This is a genomic window from Rhizobium herbae (assembly GCF_017873135.1).
In the GTDB taxonomy this organism is placed as follows: Bacteria; Pseudomonadota; Alphaproteobacteria; order Rhizobiales; family Rhizobiaceae; genus Pararhizobium; species Pararhizobium herbae.
The window spans coordinates 111,122-130,002 of the sequence record NZ_JAGGJV010000008.1 but is presented as its reverse complement, the minus strand read 5'-3'; the positions used below and the strand labels follow the sequence as shown (position 1 = coordinate 130,002).

Here is an 18,881-nt window from a genome sequence, read left to right as displayed (position 1 = left end):
TAGGCTGGAAGCATCGCCTAAGGAGGACGCAATGCTCGATCACTACCGCATGTTTGCCGACTACAACCGCTGGGCCAATCGCCTGCTCTATGAGGCGGCGCGCAACCTCACCGATGCGCAATACCGCGAGAACAAGGGCGCCTTCTTCGGCTCGCTGCATGCGACGCTCAACCATGTGCTGGCAGCCGACCGCATCTGGATGAAACGCTTCACCGGCACCGGCGATGCGCCCGCCTCGCTCGACACCATCCTGTTTGACGATCTCGCCGGCCTGTCAGCGGCGCGAACAGCCGAAGACGACCGCATCGTCGCCTGGATCGCGTCCTTGAGCGAAGCCGACCTTGCCGGCCGCTTCACCTACACCCCGATCACCAACCCCACCCCCGTCACCCAGCGCCTCGCCCCGCCGCTCGCCCATTTCTTCAACCACCAGACCCATCACCGGGGTCAGTGCCACATGACACTGACGGCGCTTGGGGGACCGAGCCTTGCGCTGGATATGAGCTATTTTTTGCGGGCAGCGGAGGGGCGGCATTACGCCGAGTGACTCAACCAGCGGAAATCATTTGGTTCTTCCGGGCAGTCACAACACCGTCACAAGGTTTGAGCAAGTCAGGCGAGTCAATATCCGCTTCGATTTTCAGGAGGAGGACGGCAAGACAATGGATTGGTATCCGATCGAAGCTCTCGAGGCTGGCAAGCTTGCCGTTCTGCGTTTCGAAAACGAGGACGCGCAGCGCTGGGTCGGATATATCCATGGCGACGGCATCTGCCATTGGCCGGAAAACGTCTCGGGCCGCAAGCCGGACGGCTGGCAGGACCTGTCCGCCCTGTTCGTCGCCCTGCCCGACACAACCAAGCAGATCCTGTCGGCGGCGCTTTAGGCGCCGGTACCGAGACTCCCTGTTTCCGCCCGCGCAGATTTGACCTATTCTGCCGGCAGGCATGGCGGGGAGAGCGACATGAAGCGAAGGATGCTCGGGCTTGCGGGACTGCTGCTGTTTCATCCGGCTGCACAGGCGCAATTCATGGATGCGGACGACCTCAACACATTCTGCCAGCAGAAACACCCCGTAACCGTCGGCTATGTCGCCGGCGTGCTCGACCGCTGGTCGCGCGACCTGCATCACGCCGAAATGTCCGACGTGGTCGACGCGGAAAACAACCGGCCGAAGAGCAAGGTGCCGGTGACGGACAAGATCCGCGCCAATGTCTGCAATCCCATCACCATCCCGCTTGAAGAGCAGGTAAACACCGTCTGCGCCTTCGTCGCGGCCAATCCGAAGGAGCGCGGCCGCAGCGCCGACATGCTGGTCCAGCTGGCCATGCAGGCGAAATGGCCCTGCCCGGCGAAGTAGAACCGCAACCAAAGTCTCATGCTTCAGTGGCCGTTCATCCGCCCCTTTTTGACGGTCTTTTAATCCCGATGCGCTAGAGCTTTCCTTGCGATCGACCGCGTCTCCCGCGGTCTTGTGAGGGCTCGGATATGACGGACAAGTCTCGAAACGACGGCGCACAGAATGCTGCGATCCTTCTCAAGGTCGCGCAGACCATGGCGAAGCTCGGTGTCGCGCCCTTCCCGCGCAATTACGAACTGTTCTACGAGGCGCTGTCCGGCCACAATGCAGAGCTGACGCGCGACGTCGCCGCCCTTGGCAGCCAGCCTGCGCAAAACCGGATCGAACAGATCGGCATCCGATATCACCTCACCGGCTTTGCAGCGGTTGCGGCCGATACGATCCGCGCCGACACGGTACGGTCGATTGCCGCCATGAGCGGTGCACTGAACAATGGCATCGCCAGGAAGGAAGCCTTCGCCGCGCTGCTGCGCGGCTTCATCGACCGTCTGGAGACCGATCCCGTCGCCGGCATGTCGGAGTTCGCCGATGATGCCGCACGTTTGCGCGATGCCGTCGCCGTCTTCGAACGCGAGGAACGGGCGTTCGCCACCTCCATGAACGAAACCGTGGCGCTGCTCGGTGGTCTTCGCAGCGACATCGAGGTGATGCGCAAGGCATCGATGCGCGACCCCATCACCGGCCTTGCCAACCGGATCGCCTTTTCGGCCAAGCTTTCGGCGCTTTATGACGACGGCAACGCCGCCGGCCCGGCGGCGTTGGCGCTGGTGACGATCGAGGGCCTGCGCGACCTCGGCGAAAGCCATGGCGCGGCCGTCGCCGAAAAGGCCTTGAAGAAGCTGGCCCCGGTGTTCCGCAAATCCATCAAGAAGAACGATTTCGTCGCCCGCATCGGCACCGACGAGTTCGCCTTCGTCTTCCATGACGTCTTAGCCGAGAATGCCGAGGCGATCGCGCAGCGCATCCGCGCGTCGGTGGAAGGCGTACAGATCGCCTTGCCGAACCGGACGTTCACGGCGCAAACCCTGTCGCTGTCAACCGGCATCGCCATGGCCTTGACCGCATCGGGCAGCGTCGATCTCTTCACCCAGGCGGAGCTTGCCCGCGGCGCCGTGCGCAGCAGCGGCAGGCCCGGCGTACTCGTCTTTTCCGCCGCGATCGGCGGCCGGACGAAGAAAACGTACGCGCCGCACGCCGCTTGATCGTATTGCACTGCGGCAAACCCTTGCCTTATCGCGAGACTTCCGCCAAAACGCGGCCATGATCACGCTCAACAACCTTTCGGCCCGCATTGTCGGACGCCTTCTCATCGACCAGGCCAGCGTCGCGCTGCCGGCGGGTATCAAAGCTGGCCTTGTCGGCAAGAACGGTGCCGGCAAGTCGACCCTGTTCAAAATCATCACCGGCGACATGGAGGCGGAGACCGGTTCGGTCTCGATCCCGAAGAACGCCCGCATCGGCCAGGTGGCGCAGGAAGCACCCGGCACCGAGGAACCGCTGATCGAGATCGTGCTGAAGGCCGACAAGGAGCGCGAGGCGCTGCTCGCCGAAGCCGAGACCGCCACCGACCCGCACCGCATCGCCGACATCCACATGCGGCTGGCCGATATCCAGGCGCATTCGGCTGAGTCCCGTGCCGCCAGCATTCTGGCCGGCCTCGGCTTCGATGCCGCGGCGCAATTGCGTCCCGCCTCGTCCTTCTCCGGCGGCTGGCGCATGCGCGTGGCGCTGGCGGCCGTGCTGTTCTCCGAGCCCGACCTGCTGCTGCTCGACGAGCCGACCAACTATCTCGACCTTGAAGGCACGCTGTGGCTGGAAGACTACATCAGCAAGTATCCGCACACGGTCATCATCATCTCCCATGACCGCGACCTTTTGAACACCGCCGTCAACGCCATCGTCCATCTCGACCAGCAGAAGCTGACCTTCTATCGCGGCTCCTACGACCAGTTCGAGCGCCAGCGCGCCGAGGCGATGGAGTTGCAGACCAAGGCCAAGGTCAAGAACGACGCGGCGCGCAAGCACCTGCAGGCCTTCATCGACCGCTTCAAGGCCAAGGCGTCCAAGGCTCGCCAGGCGCAGAGCCGCGTCAAGGCGCTGGAGCGCATGGGCACGGTGTCTTCGGTCATCGAGGATCACGTCCAGGGCTTCAAGTTTCCCGATCCGGAAAAGGAAGCGGCCTCGCCGATCATCGCGCTGGAAAGCGGCTCCGTCGGCTATACGCCGGGCAAGCCGATCCTGCAGCACCTGTCGCTGCGCATCGACACCGACGACCGCATCGCCCTTCTCGGCTCGAACGGCAACGGCAAGTCCACCTTCGCCAAGCTGATCTCCGGCCGCCTGCCGGCCACCGGCGGTTCTGTCCAGACGGCGCCGGGCCTGAAGATCGGTTTCTTCGCCCAGCACCAGCTGGACGACCTGATCCCCGAGCATGATGCCGTCGAGCATGTGCGCCAGCGCATGCCGGGTGCGACCGAAGGCAAGGTACGCGCCCGCGTCGCCCAGATGGGCCTTGCGACCGCCAAGATGAGTACGCCGGCCAAGGATCTCTCCGGCGGCGAAAAGGCCCGTCTGCTGATGGGTCTTGCCGCCTTCGATGCGCCGAACCTGTTGATCCTCGATGAGCCGACCAACCATCTGGATATCGACAGCCGCAATGCGCTGATCCAGGCGCTGAACGAATATACCGGCGCCGTCATCCTGATCTCGCACGATCGCCACCTGATCGAGGCAACGGCCGACCGGCTGTGGCTGGTGAAAGACGGTACCGTCTCCAACTATGACGGCGATCTTGAAGACTACCGCGCAACCATCGTCCAGAGTTCCAGGGGCAAGGGCGGCAAGAACAAGGGCAATGGCGGCGAGGAGCAACTCAGCAAGGCCGAGCAGCGCAAGGCCAATGCCGACAAGCGCGCAACCTTCGCGCCGCTGAAGAAAAAGATCAACGATGTCGAATCCTTGACGGCAAAACTGAACAAACAGATTCAAGCCCTCGACAAGGAGCTTGAAGACCAGGACCTCTACGACAAGTTCCCGGAAAAGGCCGCCGCCAAGGTCAAGGAACGCGCCGAGGTCGTCGCCAAGCTTGCCAAGGCCGAGGAACATTGGATGACATTGTCCGACGAATACGAACAGGCGATGGCGGGCTGATCGGCGGCCTTCGGGTTGACTGTTTTGAGTACCTAGTCTCCTCCTTCATGCTCGCCCTTGCGGCGGGCATCCGGGACAAGTTTTGCCTTTCAAAAATCGAATCCGGCGCACTTTGTCGGCTGTCTGAATGGCGGGCTAATCCCGCCATTTTCTTTCGTGTGCCGTTCTCGCCTTTACACAATCATGACCCGCCTACGCGCCGGGATGGTCATCGCCGCGACGCCGGTGATAACGCAGGCAAGCCCCACCAATGCGGTGCCGCTGACACTCTCTCCCAGAAAGACAACGCCAATCGCCACGCCAATGGGAACGCGCAGATAGGCCTGTGCGGTCGTGCCCACGGAGCCCAGCGTGTGCACCAGCCGGAAATAGATGACGAAGGCCAATGCCGTTGAAAACACCGAGAGGCCCAGCAAGGCGAGAATCGAGCCTGTGGACGGCGCCAATGTCCATGGCCGGTCGATCGCAAGACTAAGCGGCATGAGGATGACGGCGCCGCAGATCAGAGAGCCCGCCGCCGGCATCATCGGATCGAGCGACTTGAAGCCGCGGCCGAAAATGGCGGCACCCGCATAGCAGATCGTCGCGGCGACGATGGCGAGCTGGGCCGGCAGCTGGTCACCGGCACCGTTCAGTGCTTCCAGACCGACGACAAGGGTAATTCCCGCGATCCCGGTGATAACGCCGAACAGCTTGCGTCCCGTCACCGGTTCATGGCGCGTCAGGAGGGCGGTCAGGAGAAAGGCAAAGATGGGCGTTGTCGAATTCAGGATGGCGGCCAAACCGGCATCGACGGTCTTTTCCGCCCAGGCGATCAGCGTGAAGGGGATCGCGCTGTTCAGGCAGGCCTGAAACAGGAACCTGCCCCATGTCGCCCTATCCTTTGGCAGGCAAAGCCCGCGAAAGCGCAGAACCGCCAGCAACAGCAGGCCGGCGATCAGGGTGCGGGTGGCAATCAGCGTGATCGGCGGAATGGTCTCCACGCCGATCTTGATGAAGGTGTAGGATGCGCCCCAGAGCGTTGCGAGCGCCATGAGCAGCGCCAGTTCCTTTTTCAAGTCTATCGTGTCCGGTATCATGATCGTCTCGCATCAGAAGGATTGCCAAATTCCATCCCGCTATAGCGACCTAAACGCCGGAATGCTTCGATGAAGACCGAAGTGTAAAATCTCTTTTGGGAAAAGTCCCCCGCGCCCGATCCTACCGTGCGAATTTTCGCGCGCCGGCGACGCAGAGGATGACGGCGACGGTGACCGCCAGCATCGCCCACGTCACCGGCTCATCCAGCAGGGTTGCCGCCAGTGCCAGCCCGAAGAACGGTTGCAGCAGCTGCAACTGGCCGACGGCGGCGATGCCGCCCTGCACAAGGCCGCGATACCAGAAGATGAAACCGATCAGCATGCTGAACAGCGACACGTAGGCAAGGCTGAGCCAGGCAGGCAGCGCAACGTTGGAGAACGTTGCCGGCATGAAGGTTATCGACAGGGCGATCATCACCGGCAGCGACAGGACCAGAGCCCAGCAAATCACCTGCCAGCCGCCCAGCGTGCGCGACAGCCTTGCCCCTTCGGCATAACCGAGCCCGCAGACGATGATGGCGGCAAGCATCAGCCCATCGCCCACAGGTGACGCCGCTCCGCCCTGCACAAGGGCAAAACCGGCCACCAGTGCGCTGCCGAGAGCGGAGAATATCCAGAAGGCCGGTTTTGGCCGTTCGCCGCCGCGCAACACGCCGAAGATCGCCGTCGACAGCGGCAGCAGGCCGATGAAGACGATGGAATGCGCCGAGGTAACGTGCTGGAGCGCCAGCGCCGTCAGCAGCGGAAAGCCAAGGACGACGCCGAAGGCGACGACCGCGAGCGAGACGATATCGTTGCGCGAGGGCCGCTTCTGCCGGAAGGCGAGAAGCAGGCAGAGCGCCAGGAGGCCGGCAATCGCCGCGCGCGCCACCGTCAGGAACACCGGGTCCAATTGCATCACCGCCACGCGGGTCGCGGGCAGCGAGCCGCTGAAGATCACCACGCCGATCAGTCCGTTGATCCATCCGCTCGCCATCCGGTCCATGTCACACTCCTTCGTTTCGCCCTTATCGGCGGCGGCGGCTGGCAATGCCAGCAACAGTCGTGTACAGTTTGGCAAAACTGTTATGGTATCGGATCCCGTACAGATGCTCGACAAGACAAAGAACGGCACCCGTATCGCCGCGGTTATCGCCACGATCAGGCAGCGCATTGCCGGCCGCAGCCTTACGGCCGGTGACAAGCTGCCGTCGATCCGGGCGTTTGCACGAGCCCTGCAGGTTTCCACGTCCACCGTGGTCGAAGCCTATGACCGACTTGCCGCCGAAGGCGTGATCCAGGCGCGTGCAGGCTCGGGCTTCTACGTGGCAAGTCAGGCGGTGCCCCTTGCTTTGTCGGAAATCGGGCCGAAACTGGACCGGGCCGTCGATCCCTTCTGGGTATCGCGCCAATCGTTGGACGCCGGCGGCGACGATCTCAAGCCGGGATGCGGCTGGCTGCCGCCCTCCTGGATGCCGGACGACGGCATACGCCGCGCCTTGCGGACCTTGTCGCGCACTGATGGTCCGTCGCTCGCCGACTACGGCACGCCGCTTGGCCTGCCGCCTTTGCGCCAGCTGATCGCGCGCCGAATGGGTGATCACGGCATCGATGCATCGCCGGACCAGATCATGCTGACGGAATCGGGAACGCAGGCGCTGGATCTCTTGTGCCGGTTTCTGCTCGAGCCGGGCGACACCGTCATGGTGGATGATCCCTGCTATTTCAATTTTCACGCGCTGCTGCGCGCCCATCGCGCCCGTATCGTCAGCGTTGCCTATACGCCCACAGGCCCGGATATCGAACAGTTCGCGAAGGCGCTGCAGGAACACAGGCCGCGGCTCTACATCACCAATTCCGCCATCCACAATCCGACCGGGGCGATGCTGTCGCCGGTAACGGCGCACCGGGTGCTGAAGCTTGCCGAACAGGCCGGCCTCACCATTATCGAGGACGACATCTTCGCCGATTTCGAGCATGTGCCCGCCCCAAGGCTCGCCGCCTTCGATGGTCTTGACCGAGTCGTCCATATCGGCAGCTTTTCCAAGACCCTGTCGGCATCGGCGCGCTGCGGGTTCATCGCCGCCCGCCCGGACTGGATCGAAGGGCTGATCGACCTGAAGATCGCCACCACATTCGGCGGCGGCCGGCTCACCGCCGAACTGGTGCTGAATGTGCTGCGCGACGGCAGCTACCGCAAGCATATGGAAGGGCTGCGCCATCGCCTCTCGCGCGCCATGGCCGAGGTCAACGCCCGGCTGAAAAACCTTGGGCTCGTACCGTGGATCGAGCCCCAGGCCGGCTTGTTTCTCTGGAGCCGCCTGCCCGATGACCTTGATTCGGCAGATGTCGCCAGGCAAGCGCTGGCAGACAATATCGTTCTTGCCCCCGGCAATGTGTTCAGCCTGTCGCAATCGGCTTCCAGCTTTCTGCGGTTCAATGTCTCGCAGTCCCAGGACGAGCGCGTGTTTGCAGCACTGCGCAAGGCCATTGCGCGAAAGCGATAGCCGGCCGCGGCGGATTCGCTTGCGAGAGATCCTTATCCACAAGCAGACGCTAAAATTTTACCAAAGGGTTTAAGGCACCATTCAAATGAAGGCTTTAACCTTGCCTTCCATGAAACACGAAACGCAAAATGCCTTCCGGTTCCGGCGCGTCAAATGGGGTGACCCCCGGCACGCGATGAACGCGCTGCGCAACAAGGAACCTGTCCTTACCGATGACGCTCAGGCGTCCGGCAGGCTGTTCTGGGTTCTCGTCGTGCTTCTGGTGATCAGCGTCTTTGCCAGTATCGTGATCATCGGCGGGCATCACAATCTCCTCGCCTGGACCTGATATCCCGACCTCACCCTATCCCAGCTCGAACGTGGTAATCCCGTAGATCTGCCCGAGCGGCAGCTCCGGCACCGGGCCGCGATACATCCGCGCCGTCTCGAACACCGGCTTCAGATTGTAGCGATCGCACAGCGCCCGCGCCGCCGCGTTCGGTTCGGGGATATCGAGATAGACCTGACCGCCGCCGACGCTGGTCACCAGCTTGCGAAAGATCAGATCGGCGCCGGTTTCGGTATCGGCAAACAGCGGGCCGATCTTGTGGCCCTCGCGGCAGGCGCGGATGGTGCCGTAGCCGAGGACCTCCGCGTTTCGCAGCAAGGCAAAGCTCTCGCGCGTTGTGAGCGCCTTCAGCCATTCGCGCAGGAATGCATCGCGCCGGGCCGGATTGAACCGTGCATCATAGTCGGCCAGCATCGGCACATGGACCGGAGAGACGGACACAAGCTCGGTGCCGGGTGGCTCCGTGCACTGGACTTCGCCGCCATAGCGAAAATTGGCGTGGGCATAGACGAAGCCGGATTTGCGGTAATTGTCCTGCTGCGCCACCACGCCGTCGAGCCCGATCGTGCGCCCGCCCGCTTCCGCCACCGCCGCCTGCCAGAGCCTGAGCCCTATCCCCTGCCCGCGAAAATCCGGATGCGCCATGTAGAAGCCGAGGAAGGCATAGCTTTCGTCGTAGCGCACCAGCGACAGCGCCGCCGCTGTCGTGCCCCCCTCCTCGGCGATCCAGTAGCCCTCCGGATCGGCGGCCCAGAAGGCCGGCGCATCGTCGAGACCGGGATTCCAGCCCTCCCTGGCTGCCCAGTCGATCAGGATATCGAGATCGGCGCGGCTGGCTTTTCGAATGATCGGGGGCATGGGCACTCCTGTTTTGACTTGCAGACTATCCAAATAGCGCGGCATTGCTATTGTCCACCACCGGCAGTCGCGATTGTCCGCGTGTCATCGTTTATGCGTCGTGACAGCCGCTTGCCCGCACTTCTCTTTCTGCTACAAAGCCCGTCATAAAGTCATACAAATCGAGCGAAACACCATGAGCCCCATCAATATCTCGATCGTCGGCGTCGGCAAGATCGTCCGCGACCAGCATCTTCCCTCCATCGCGAAGAACAGCGACTACAACCTGATCGCCGCCGCCAGCCGCCATGGCGTCGTCGATGGCATCGACAATTTCAAGTCGATCGAGGCGATGCTCGAAGCAGTGCCGGCCATCGATGCCGTCTCGCTCTGCATGCCGCCGCAGTTCCGCTATGCGGCTGCCCGCACCGCGCTTGAGGCCGGCAAGCATGTGTTCCTCGAAAAGCCGCCAGGCGCGACGCTGAGCGAAGTCGCCGACCTGGAATCGCTTGCAGCCTCGAAGGGCCTGTCGCTGTTTGCCAGCTGGCACTCGCGTTATGCGCCAGCCGTCGAAGCCGCGAAGGCCTTTCTCGCCTCCACGAAAATCAACGATGTCAAGGTGATCTGGAAGGAAGACGTGCGCCACTGGCATCCGAACCAGGACTGGATCTGGGCAGCGGGCGGCCTCGGCGTCTTCGATCCGGGCATCAACGCGCTGTCGATCGTCACGCATATCCTGCCGAACCCGCTGTTCATCACCTCGGCGACGCTGGAATTCCCGGAAAACAAGGACGCCCCGATCGCCGCGTCGATCGTCTTCAGCGATGCCAACAACCTGCCCGTCTCGGCCGAGTTCGACTGGCGCCAGACCGGCCACCAGAGCTGGGACATCGTTGCCGAAACCGATGCCGGCATGATGGTTCTGTCCGAAGGCGGCGCCAAGCTGTCGATCGACGGCAAGCTCGTGCATGACGAGCCGGAACAGGAATACCCCGCCCTCTACGCCCGCTTCGCCGAGATCATCAAGGCGAAAAAATCCGACGTCGATCTCGCTCCGCTGCGGCATGTCGCCGATGCGTTCATGCTGGGTCGGCGCAAGTTCGTGGATGCGTTTTTCGATTGATTGGTTCGGCTGATCTAAGCGTCCCGGGGTTTGCCCGGGACGAAAGTCAGAGATACCGAGCCTGCGCGAATAACACCGGCCAACCCGTAAATCGGTACAAATACGATCTCGACATCACCCTCTGTTTGACTCCTGGGATAATAAACCCTGCGATCGTCACGTTCTGGCAAGGGGCGAATGATCAGATCGCCGATAACATTCTGTGGGCTGAAGTTTTCGAGCTCAAGATCGATGATATCATCGATCAACAGCGTCACCACAGCGTGTTTAACGGGATCGATGTTGTCCATTCCCCAAATATGAATTGAGATTGTGCTGGCAGAGCGTCGATTGAGAACCACCTGCGTAATCTCGCCATCATGGAAAAACGGAACATGCCCGAAATAGGCGATCAGCGCTTCGCCGCCGGGAATCGCTTGCCAAGATTTCTCGTCCATACGTTCCATCGACGCCGTTGCCCTTCAAGCTAAGCCTTCTTCACCCAACGCCCGTCCTGATTCTGCTGCCAATAGGTCAGCGCATGCCCCTCGCCCTTCAGCGTCTTCCAATGCCCGCGCGCGCCCTCCAGTTGAGCCTGATCATAACCGTCGAACATGAACACCACCCGTTCATAGCCGCCGACCGGTGGCGGCTCTGCTCCGTCGATCAGGAAGCGGACGGTGGCGGCGTTATCGTTACCCTCTCCTGCCGTCAAAAGGATCGGCTGGTCCCCGGCAAACTCGGCGGCATCCGTGCCATGCGGCAAAAAGCTGTCGTCGCGGTAGGTCCACAGATGATTGTCGAGCATGTCGCGGCGCTCGTCGGCCACAGTCTGCACGACGACGCGCCAGCCGCGTTCGACACAGCGGTCGAGCAGCGGCGGCAGCGCGTCTTCGAGCTTGGATTCGGTCAGATGGTAGAACAGGATTTCCGTCACGGTTCAGATCAGCTCTCGTAGTTGGCGCGGATCAGTTCATCCAGCAGACGCACGCCGAAGCCCGAGCCCCAGGACTGGTTGACTTCGTCGGTGGGCGAGCCCATCGCGGTGCCGGCGATATCCAGATGCGCCCAGGGCGTATCCTTGACGAAGCGCTTGAGGAATTGCGCCGCGGTGATCGAGCCGGCGTAGCGGCCGCCGGTGTTCTTCATGTCGGCGAACTTGCTGTCGATCATCTTGTCATATTCCCTGCCGAGCGGCAGGCGCCACAGCCGTTCCTGCGTCGTCAGCCCCGCCGCCGTCAGTTGTCCCGCAAGCCTGTCGTCATTGGTGAACAGGCCGGCATGATGACTGCCGAGCGCCACCATGACGGCGCCGGTCAGCGTCGCCAGATTGACCATGAACTGCGGCTTGAAGCGGTCGTTGCAATACCAGAGCGCATCGCAGAGCACGAGCCGGCCTTCGGCGTCGGTGTTGATGATCTCGATCGTCTGGCCGGACATCGAGGTGACGATGTCGCCCGGACGCTGGGCATTGCCATCCGGCATGTTTTCCACGAGCCCGATGATCCCGACCACATTGGCCTTGGCCTTGCGCGTTGCCAAAACGTGCATCAGGCCGGTGACGGCAGCGGCACCACCCATGTCGCCCTTCATGTCCTCCATGCCGGCGCCCGGCTTGATCGAAATACCGCCACTGTCGAAAACGACGCCCTTGCCGACAAAAGCCACCGGCTTGTCTTTCGGTTTTCCACCTTTCCACTGCATGACCGCCAGGCGCGGCGGCCGGACCGAGCCCTGCGCCACGCCCAGCAGCGCGCCCATGCCGAGCTTCTTCATTTCGCGCTCGGTGAGGATTTCGACCTCGACGCCGAGCTTCTCCAGCTCCTTCGCCTTGGCCGCGAATTCGACCGGGCCGAGGATATTAGCGGGTTCATTGACCAGATCACGAGCGATGAAGACGCCTTCGGCGATCGCCTGCGAATTCACCGCCGCCTTCTTGGCGGCAATGACGGCACCGGTGACGATCGTCACTTTCACCGGCTTCGGCGGACCCTTCTGGTCGTCGTCGTCCTTCTTCGTCGTCTTGTAGGTATCGAAGCTGTAGGCATTCATCTCCATGCCGAGCGCGAAATCGGCGGCCGCCTTGCCGGAAACCTCGACGCCCGGCGCATCGAGGAATATCGCGACCTTGTCGGCACCACGGATTTTCGACGCGGCGGCACCACCGGCCTTCAGCCAGTCATGCGCGGCAAGGCTGGCACCATCGCCGAGGCCGAGGACAAGAATGCGATCGACCGGCGATCCATGCGGCGCGACCACGTCGAGCGTACTCAGCGACTTCGCCTTGAACTTGGCGATTCTCGCGGCCTTGGAAAGAATTGCTTCGGGATCGGCTTCCGCGGTCCCGGCCGCCTCTTTTCCGTCAAGAGTCTTGAGCAGGATCGCCAGGCCACCGGACAGGCGTACCGATTTGCTGAAACCGATTTCGAATTTCAATGACATGAAGAGACTCCAGAATGACCCCAGGCGGACGCCTGTATGTTACATGGCGGTTACAGTGGCAAACATTCGCCATCAACCGCAAGCCCGGAAACAGGTCCGTGCACCCTTCTTCGTTTTGATGGCCTTGGCAAGACGCACCCTTGTGTTTACATGCTGTTAACCATCATTCTTTGCCGAGCCTTAGCCCTGCCCTTTTACAATTTGGTTGTCGTGGAAAACTTGCAAACCCGTTCAATGAGCGCGATAGGGACAGACGAACCGGCAAGAGGCGTACCGGCGAAGCCATACCGGGCAAGCGGCGGGAAGATGGGCCAGGACCAGGCATGAAATTGATCGAACGCTATATCCTGAAGCGGGCAACGGGCATGTTCCTTGTCACGCTCCTGCCGCTGATGGCGATCGTCTGGACGACCCAGGCGTTGACGAGCGTCAATCTGGTAACGGACAGCGGTCAGTCGATCTTTGCCTTCATGCGCCTGGCAACGCTTATCCTGCCGACGATCATCCCGCTCATTCTGCCTTTCGCGCTGGTTATCGGCGTGGCGCAGACGCTGACGGCCATGAACGCGGATTCCGAGTTGACTGTTCTGAACGCCGCCGGCGCCTCGCGCATGACGATCATCCGCCCGATTCTCTATCTCGGCGTTGCGCTCAGCGTCTTGTCCTTCACCGTCGACAACTTCGTCGAGCCCTATTCACGTACGGCCGTGCGCAAGATGATCGCCACCGCGCATGCCGACCTGTTGTCGTCGATCGTCCAGGAAAATACCTTCCGCAAGATCGGCGACGGCCTTTATGTGCAGGTGGCCTCCCGGCGCAGCGGCGGCGTGTTGCATGGAATCTTCGTCGCCGATTCGCGCGATCCCGCCTATGAGCTCGTCTATTATGCGCGCGAAGGTGCCGTCGACGAGAGCGGAACGGCGTTGGTGATGAAGGACGGCGAGGTGCATCGCAAACTGCCTGACGGCAACGTCTCGATCATCAAATTCGACAGTTACGCCTTCGACCTGACCGACATGACGAAGTCAGCGGGCCAAGCCACGATCCGTGCGAAGGACCGCGACCTGCCCTTCCTCATGAATCCGGACCCGAAGGATCCGATCTACCTGAAAGATCCTATGTCCTTCGAGGCGGAATTGCATCGCCGGTTCACGGAATGGATTTACCCGCTGCTTTTCGCGCTGGTCGCGCTGGTCGTCAGCAGTGACGCACGGTCGCACCGCGAAGCGCGCGTGCATCCGATGATCACGGCGTTGCTGACCTGCCTGTTCATCCGCTGGATGACGTTTTACGCCGCAAACAGCGCGGAGGAATCGCGTCCCTTCATTCTGATCATGTATCTGATCCCGCTCATCACCGGTTATCTGGCGATACAACAGCTTCTGGGAAACAGGCGGCTTGAAATTCCGATCACTCTGGAGCAGAAGGTCAAGGAGATCCTGGTTCGCCTGCGCCTGACCAAGGCAGCACCTGCATCTGACGGGAACAAGGCTCCATGATATTCACGACGCTCGGGCGTTATTTTTTCAGGCGCTACGCGATAACCACGTTCTGGTTCCTCGCCGGCATCTTCTCCTTGATCTTCATCATCGATTTCAGCGAACTTTCGAACCGCATGTCGCAGCTGCCGCACTATTCGGTCACCGGCGCCCTTTTGATGACGACGTTCCGCATTCCGATGATCCTGCAGCAGACGGTGCCGTTCGTCGCACTGTTTGCCGGCATGGCGGCCCTGATCTCGCTTAATCGCCGCTATGAGCTTGTGGTCGCGCGCGCAGCGGGCATTTCCGTCTGGCAGTTCCTGCAGCCCTTCGTCATCGGCGCCTTCCTGTTCGGCATCCTGGCGGTGATCGCGCTCAATCCGATCGCCGCATGGGGCACCAAGCAGGCCGAAGCGCTCGAGGCAAAATGGGGAAGCTCGTCTTCCGCCGTCTCGGCGATCTCGATCCCCTGGCTTCGCCAGATCTATGGGAAAGACGATACGATCATCGGCGCCCGGTCCGTTCAGGACGAGGGCAGGACGCTGGTCAACGTCACGGTGATCCATTTCGATCCGCTTGGTACGATCGTTTCGAGACAGGATGCGGCAACAGCAAAACTGGAAGATGGTTACTGGCTTCTTAACGGTGTGACGGAAACGCGCAACGGGCAGCTGCCGCAGCGTCTCGCAGCGGTACAGCTGCCGACGCATCTGAAACCGGAATTCGTTCAGGAAACGTTGACGAAGGCTGATTCCATTCAGTTTTTCGACCTTAGACGCAAGATCGAAGTGGCAAAGTCGTTCGGCTTCCCGACCTACGGCATGGAAACCCAATTCCACTCCATGCTTTCGCTTCCACTGCTTCTGGTCGCAATGACATTGATCGCTGCAAGCGTCTCGTTAAAATTTAGCCGGTTTAACCAATCGAGACCGGTAATTCTCGGTGGAATCCTGTCGGGCTTCGTGCTTTATGTCGTCACCGTGCTTGTAAAAGCATTCGGGAGCAGCGGCATTGTGCCTCCGTTCGTTGCAGCCTGGTTGCCAGTTGTTGTAGCGATGGCGCTGGGCTCGACGATTCTATTGCATGAGGAGGACGGCTAGTGGCGGCAGGCAACCGCAAACATATCAGGCTGCTGGCGGCCATTCTGCTTTCAGGTGTTGCGTTCCAAACGTTTACTCCGATCGCTCCCGCATGGGCACAAGACACCAATATCGATTCGTTCAATCCGAAAATGCCAGAAGACGCCAAGATGCTTCTGTCGGCCAACGAGCTTGTCTACAACAAGGACGCCGAGCGTGTGATCGTGCGCGGCGCCGTGCAGATCAATTATGGCGGCTACCAGATGGTCGCCCAGCAGGTCGAATACAGCCAGAAGACCGGGCGCATTATTGCGACCGGTGAAATCGAGCTGATCGAGCCGGGCGGCAACAAGGTCTATGCAGACCAGATGGACGTGACCGATGACTTCGGCAACGGCTTCATCGAAAGGCTGCGCGTCGAAACCACCGACCTGACAAAACTCGCAGCGGTGAGCGGTGAGCGGCGCAACGGCGAGGAGATGATCCTCAACAATGCCGTCTACACCGCCTGCACGCCCTGCGCGACCAATCCCGATCATCGCTCGCTCTGGCACGTCAAGGCGCAGCGTATCGTCCAGAACGGCAAGACCCATACGATTCGCATGGAGAACGCCAAATTCGAGCTGTTCGGCAAGCCGATCCTCTTCCTGCCGGTCCTCGAGGTTCCCGACCAGACGGTCAAGCGCAAGAGCGGCTTCCTGTTTCCGAGTTTCCGCTACACCCAGAAGCTCGGTGCCGGCGTCAGCATTCCCTATTACTGGGCGATTTCGCCCTATATGGATGCGACAGTGACGGCAACCGGCCTGACCCGTCAGGGATTCCTGCTTCAGGGCGAATTCCGCCAGCGCTTCGAAAACGGCGAACATGTTCTCAGCATGGCCGGCATCAGCCAGCTGAACCGTGGCAGCTTTACCGGCAACACCGTCGACGCCCAGGAAACCAACCGCGGCATGATCGGCTCCCAGGCGAAGTTCGAGATCAATCCACGCTGGACGTTCGGCTGGGACGTGCTGGTGCAGAGCGACAACAACTTCGCCAAGACCTATGAGCTGTCGACCTTCGACGGCACGACCCTGACCAATCAGGCCTACCTGACCGGTCTCGGCAAGCGCAATTATTTCGACGCGCGCGCCTTCTATTTCGACATCCAGGATGCCGATCCGAACAGCCTGGCCGAAAACAAGCAGGCCGTGGCCCAGGTTCTCGACTATTCCTATACGCACCCCCAGCCGGTGTTCGGTGGCGAACTGACGGCCGATGTCAACCTGACCAATATCAACCGCAACCGTCAGGACGAATTGACGATACCGGGTGTGGTCGATCGCTTTCCCGGCCTCGACGGCACGTACCACCGCCTGAGCGCCGAGCTGGAATGGAAGCGCAATTTCATCATCCCGGGCGGCCTGTCGCTGACGCCGATCCTTGCCGCCCGCGGCGATGCGATCGGAACAACCATGTCCGATCCGGGCGGCGGCTATACAGGCAACTACTATGACGATGATGCCGCCACGCGGCGCATGCTGACAGCCGGTATCGATGCCCGCTACCCGATCCTGATGACCACCGAGTACAGCAGCCATATCCTCGAGCCGATCGCCCAGGTCTTTGCCCGTCCGGACGAGGAATATGCCGGCGGCTTGCCGAACGAGGACGCCCAGAGCTTCGTCTTCGACGCGACATCGCTGTTCGACCGCGACAAGTTCTCGGGCTATGACCGCATCGAAGGCGGAACGCGGGCCAATCTCGGCTTCCGCTATACCGGCGCGCTCGGCAACGGTTACGCCGTCCGGGCGATTGCCGGCCAATCCTTCCATCTCGGCGGGCTGAATTCCTTTGCAACCGACGACCTGGTCAAGGCCGGATCCGATTCCGGCCTGGAAACCGATCGCTCCGATTACGTGGCCATGGTCGGCATCGACGCGCCCTCCGGCTTGACCGCAAGCTTCAGCAGCCGTTTCGACGAGAGCAATTTCGATATGCGGCGGGCCGATGCCACTGTGGGTTACCAGGGTATCCTCTGGCAGACGGCCGTCACCTACACCAGCATTCAGGCGCAACCGCTCTATGGATCGACAAGCGACCAGGATGAAATCCAGACGGCCGCGGCCTACAAGTTCGCCGACTACTGGTCGGTGTTCGGATCGGTCACCTACGACCTGAACAGCAATGTCATTACCCGCAACGGCGTCGGCATCACCTATGACGACCGGGATACGATCTTCTCGCTCGTCTATAAGGAAGAGCGCGATACCGATCAGTCCGTCGCCAACGACTGGTCGATCGGCGCACGCATCAGCTTCCGTACACTCGGCGACATCGACGTCGGCGATACGAAATTCGACGGCTTGAACTGAGACACGCCGCTGCCACGGCGTTCTCTCCACACCTGCGGCAATCGCACCTCAAAAGCATTGCCGCAGGTGAACGACAGCGGAAACCGCTATTTGCTGTGATCGGCAGGCCTTGTCATTGTTCGGCCGCATGTATTATGCATCCTTGCAAAGAAAATGCGCAGGACGACGGCGTTTGGCCTGAAGACCATGGCCTCCGGACACGTCACGTTCGGCGGAAAACGAAAAGGATAGGGAATGGGCGGGAAACTTTCGATCACGCGCACGGTTTCGGCAATGATCCTTGCCTGCGGCCTGGCATTTGCCTCCGCGCCGGCGGCCTTCGCCGCAAGCAAGGTGGTCGCCGTCGTCAACGGTGCGCCCATCACATCCGGAGATATCGCCAAACGCGCCGCCTTCATGCGGCTGCAGCGGCAGAGCGGCGGCGCGGATGCCGCCCGCCAGCAGATGATTGACGAATCCCTGAAGCGAGAGGAAGTTTTGAGGGTCGGCGCTTCCGTCAGCACGACGGAGGTCGACGGCGCCGTCGGGCGTTTTGCCGCCGGCAACAAGTTGACGGTGGAACAGCTGTCGCATGTTCTCGACCAGGCCGGCGTCGGCATCGACCACTTCAGAAACTATGTCGCCGTTGCCATGAGCTGGCCGCGCGTCGTCAATGCCCGTTTCGGCGGCGGTGGCGGTGGCGGACGCCTTTCGAACGAGGATCTCGTCCGGCGCATGCAGGAAAACGGCGGCAACAAGCCGGTGACGACGGAATATTTCCTGCAGCAGGTGATCTTCGTCGTGCCGGCCTCCAAGCGCAACGCCATCATCGGCAAGCGCCAGGCGGAAGCCAATGCCTCGCGCGAGAAATATCCCGGCTGCGATCAGGCCAAGGTCTTTGCCGCCACGATGCGGGACGTCTCGATCCGCAACCTTGGCCGCATGATGGCACAGGAACTTCCCGCCGACTGGAAACCGTTGATCGAAAAGGCCGGCGACGGCACCACGACCGGAACCCGCGTGACCGACAGGGGCGTCGAGTATCTCGCCATCTGCAAGAAGCGTCAGGTTTCCGACGATCTCGCCGCTGAAATGGTTTTCCGCGCCGAAGACCTCGGCAAGAAGCAGGATGGCGAAGATCCGAACAGCAAGAAGTATATCGAGGAACTGCGCAAGAAGGCGCAGATCGTCGAAAAGTAGCCGCGT

18 protein-coding genes are annotated in these 18,881 nt (G+C 61.4%); 12 read left to right on the top strand and 6 right to left on the bottom strand.

The genetic code is table 11. From position 1 onward, the window contains the following. Nucleotides 1-31 precede the first annotated feature (31 nt). The 5 genes from J2Z75_RS21170 (at nt 32) to J2Z75_RS21150 (ending at nt 4,508) form a co-directional block, all read left to right on the top strand. Entirely contained in the window at nt 32-547 is a 516-nt protein-coding gene (locus tag J2Z75_RS21170; RefSeq protein WP_209854770.1) for a DinB family protein, read from the top strand. A gap of 115 nt (nt 548-662) precedes the next feature. Beyond that, entirely contained in the window at nt 663-884 is a 222-nt protein-coding gene (locus tag J2Z75_RS21165; protein ID WP_209854769.1) for a hypothetical protein, read from the top strand. 78 nt (nt 885-962) lie between these two features. Then, the gene (locus J2Z75_RS21160; protein WP_209854768.1) at nt 963-1,358 is read left to right on the top strand and encodes a Rap1a/Tai family immunity protein; all 396 of its coding nucleotides are present in this window, start codon (nt 963-965) and stop codon (nt 1,356-1,358) included. Between the two features lie 128 nt (nt 1,359-1,486). After that, nucleotides 1,487-2,560: a GGDEF domain-containing protein gene (locus J2Z75_RS21155; protein ID WP_209854767.1), complete on the top strand. Its 1,074-nt coding sequence runs from the start codon at nt 1,487-1,489 to the stop codon at nt 2,558-2,560. 58 nt (nt 2,561-2,618) lie between these two features. After that, nucleotides 2,619-4,508, top strand: coding sequence for an ABC-F family ATP-binding cassette domain-containing protein (locus J2Z75_RS21150; RefSeq protein ID WP_209854766.1), 1,890 nt, complete (start codon nt 2,619-2,621; stop codon nt 4,506-4,508). Nucleotides 4,509-4,681: 173 nt separating this feature from the next. On the opposite strand, the gene J2Z75_RS21145 is transcribed toward J2Z75_RS21150, so the two are convergent. Next, nucleotides 4,682-5,587: a DMT family transporter gene (locus J2Z75_RS21145; protein ID WP_209854765.1), complete on the bottom strand. Its 906-nt coding sequence runs from the start codon at nt 5,585-5,587 to the stop codon at nt 4,682-4,684. A 121-nt stretch (nt 5,588-5,708) separates the two neighbouring features. Beyond that, entirely contained in the window at nt 5,709-6,572 is an 864-nt protein-coding gene (locus J2Z75_RS21140; protein WP_209854764.1) for a DMT family transporter, read from the bottom strand. 103 nt (nt 6,573-6,675) lie between these two features. Between J2Z75_RS21140 and J2Z75_RS21135 the strand changes: the two genes are divergently transcribed. Further along, the gene (locus J2Z75_RS21135; RefSeq protein ID WP_407692795.1) at nt 6,676-8,073 is read left to right on the top strand and encodes an aminotransferase-like domain-containing protein; all 1,398 of its coding nucleotides are present in this window, start codon (nt 6,676-6,678) and stop codon (nt 8,071-8,073) included. 109 nt (nt 8,074-8,182) lie between these two features. Further along, nucleotides 8,183-8,401 (top strand): hypothetical protein, encoded by a 219-nt coding sequence (locus J2Z75_RS21130; RefSeq protein WP_209854762.1) that lies wholly within the window; start codon nt 8,183-8,185, stop codon nt 8,399-8,401. A 15-nt stretch (nt 8,402-8,416) separates the two neighbouring features. On the opposite strand, the gene J2Z75_RS21125 is transcribed toward J2Z75_RS21130, so the two are convergent. Beyond that, nucleotides 8,417-9,259, bottom strand: a complete 843-nt coding sequence (locus J2Z75_RS21125) for a GNAT family N-acetyltransferase (RefSeq protein ID WP_209854761.1) — start codon at nt 9,257-9,259, stop codon at nt 8,417-8,419. Nucleotides 9,260-9,434: 175 nt separating this feature from the next. On the opposite strand from J2Z75_RS21125, the gene J2Z75_RS21120 reads away from it, so the two are divergent. After that, nucleotides 9,435-10,361, top strand: coding sequence for a Gfo/Idh/MocA family protein (locus J2Z75_RS21120; RefSeq protein WP_209854760.1), 927 nt, complete (start codon nt 9,435-9,437; stop codon nt 10,359-10,361). A 14-nt stretch (nt 10,362-10,375) separates the two neighbouring features. Here the strand turns inward: J2Z75_RS21120 and J2Z75_RS21115 are convergent, their stop codons facing one another. From J2Z75_RS21115 to J2Z75_RS21105, 3 genes are read right to left on the bottom strand one after another with little or no spacing between them, the layout of a single operon-like run. Continuing rightward, nucleotides 10,376-10,807 (bottom strand): immunity 50 family protein, encoded by a 432-nt coding sequence (locus J2Z75_RS21115; RefSeq protein ID WP_234937484.1) that lies wholly within the window; start codon nt 10,805-10,807, stop codon nt 10,376-10,378. A gap of 20 nt (nt 10,808-10,827) precedes the next feature. After that, a complete protein-coding gene (locus J2Z75_RS21110; protein ID WP_209854759.1) occupies nt 10,828-11,277 on the bottom strand; it encodes a DNA polymerase III subunit chi in 450 nt (149 codons plus the stop codon). Nucleotides 11,278-11,285: 8 nt separating this feature from the next. After that, nucleotides 11,286-12,782 (bottom strand): leucyl aminopeptidase, encoded by a 1,497-nt coding sequence (locus J2Z75_RS21105; RefSeq protein ID WP_209854758.1) that lies wholly within the window; start codon nt 12,780-12,782, stop codon nt 11,286-11,288. 323 nt (nt 12,783-13,105) lie between these two features. Here J2Z75_RS21105 and lptF point away from each other — a divergent pair, with 323 nt between their 5' ends. From lptF to J2Z75_RS21085, 4 genes are all read left to right on the top strand, one after another. Continuing rightward, nucleotides 13,106-14,281 (top strand): LPS export ABC transporter permease LptF, encoded by a 1,176-nt coding sequence (gene lptF, locus J2Z75_RS21100; protein WP_209854757.1) that lies wholly within the window; start codon nt 13,106-13,108, stop codon nt 14,279-14,281. Then, the gene (gene lptG, locus J2Z75_RS21095) at nt 14,278-15,363 is read left to right on the top strand and encodes an LPS export ABC transporter permease LptG (RefSeq protein ID WP_209854756.1); all 1,086 of its coding nucleotides are present in this window, start codon (nt 14,278-14,280) and stop codon (nt 15,361-15,363) included. Before lptF ends, lptG begins: the two co-directional genes overlap by 4 nt. Next, a complete protein-coding gene (locus J2Z75_RS21090) occupies nt 15,363-17,696 on the top strand; it encodes an LPS-assembly protein LptD (RefSeq protein ID WP_209854755.1) in 2,334 nt (777 codons plus the stop codon). The genes lptG and J2Z75_RS21090 overlap by 1 nt, the downstream gene beginning before the upstream one ends. A gap of 234 nt (nt 17,697-17,930) precedes the next feature. Beyond that, complete coding sequence (locus tag J2Z75_RS21085) at nt 17,931-18,875, top strand: peptidylprolyl isomerase (RefSeq protein ID WP_209854754.1); 945 nt, start codon at nt 17,931-17,933, stop codon at nt 18,873-18,875. Nucleotides 18,876-18,881: the final 6 nt, after the last annotated feature.